This is a genomic window from Vibrio sp. 10N.286.52.C3 (genome assembly GCF_041468865.1).
GTDB lineage: Bacteria > Pseudomonadota > Gammaproteobacteria > Enterobacterales > Vibrionaceae > Vibrio > Vibrio crassostreae_C.
In genome coordinates this window covers 1-1,588 of sequence record NZ_JBFRJM010000033.1, presented here as the reverse complement: position 1 = coordinate 1,588, position 1,588 = coordinate 1, and the positions used below count along the sequence as shown (strand labels likewise).

The 1,588-nt window shown below is 39.7% G+C and carries 1 protein-coding gene; it reads left to right on the top strand.

The features are described 5' to 3' along the window. Positions 1 to 336: 336 nt before the first annotated feature. Positions 337 to 1,365, top strand: coding sequence for an IS110 family transposase (locus AB4138_RS14185; RefSeq protein WP_372306481.1), 1,029 nt, complete (start codon positions 337 to 339; stop codon positions 1,363 to 1,365). Positions 1,366 to 1,588: the final 223 nt, after the last annotated feature.

Here is a 1,588-nt window from a genome sequence, read left to right as displayed (position 1 = left end):
TATTCAAAATAAATAAAGCATCTCGTTGCTTCGAACCGAATATTAAGAACAAAAGGTTTTATTATGTAATCCCATTTGATGGATCAAATCATCACTTTAACTGTTCGCATAGTGTTTGAAGTGCAATTTACACCTTAAGTGATTGGTTTAAATAGATTTATCTTAAACCGGCAAAAGTAGATGATTTTCGAAATCAATTTCAATTAAGTGTTTCCACTTCAAGAACGACAACCTACCTACCGTTGTTTTACTGGCTTACGGCGGCGTTGTTAATGATATGGACACTTCCACCCACCGTCTAAACTTATAGTCGGTAACATAAATGAGGAAGAGACCATGACCATTGCAACTTTAGGTATCGACTTAGCTAAATCTTCTTTTGCTCTTCACGGAGTAGATTCATCAGGCAAAGTTCTTTTGAAGAAAAATATCAGCAGAAAGAAGTTGTCCGAAACGTTGACCAATATGCCTCCTTGTCTTGTTGGTATGGAAGCTTGCTCCAGTGCTCATTATTGGGCAAGAGTATTCAAGCAATTTGGTCATGACGTTAAACTTATGCCTCCGCAGTTTGTTAAGCCCTATGTGAAATCAAATAAGAACGATACCGCTGATGCTGAAGCAATCTGTGAAGCGGTAACTCGCCCTAACATGCGTTTCGTACCTATAAAATCGATTGAACAGCAATCAATCCTTTCTGTTCACAAAGCTAGAGAAAGGTTAGTTTCAATGAAAACTGGCCAAACTAATCAATTACGTGGGTTGCTGGCTGAGTTTGGTCTTGTCTTTCCTAAAGGAAGTGCATCACTTAACAAGCAGCTCCCTCTGGTTTTAGAGGATGCTGAAAATAATTTGACGCCACCGATTCGCTGCGTGGTTACTCATTTAAAAGAACTAATTGATGAGCTTTCTTCACGAATTAGTGCGTTAACAAAAGAAATTGAACAATGGCACAGTACGAATGTTGATTCTAAAAGAATCGCAGAGATCCCTGGAATTGGCCCTATAACTGCCACCGCACTTGTTGCAAGTATAGGTGACCCCGCATCTTTTAATAATGGACGGCAGGTATCTGCATGGATTGGACTTGTACCTAAGCAGTTTTCAACGGGTGGCAAACAAGTATTGCTTGGTATAAGCAAGCGGGGGGATGGCTATTTACGAAGACTACTAGAGCATGGTGCAAGAGCTGTTCTTGGGCACTTAAAGCAACAGCCAACCACTTATACTCACCGCTGGTTGAATGACTTACTGAAACGAAAACACAAGAATGTTGCAATAGTCGCACTAGCTAATCGGAATGCTCGAATTGCATGGGCTTTATTGGCTAATCAGCAACACTATAATCCTGAATTACTATCTATCTAAAATTGCGCATGAAGTGGAAATGAGAAAACAGGTAAGACCGTGAGTATGGAACTCTGATTTGATCTTAGGACTTTCAAGTTCGTGTTGTTGATAAGAGCATGCTCAGCGGAAATCATTAAGAGTCCTTGAACTCGGATATATGTCTGCAATCTTTTACCTAAAACTTTCAGATTTACTACTTGCCAATAGGAAGTGTCCATATATGATCAAATCAGCTTGAAGA

What these genes read in the sequence shown, in the direction of transcription:
- AB4138_RS14185 (WP_372306481.1), top strand. Translation starts at nt 337, where the DNA reads ATGACCATTGCAACTTTAGGTATCGACTTAGCTAAATCTTCTTTTGCT.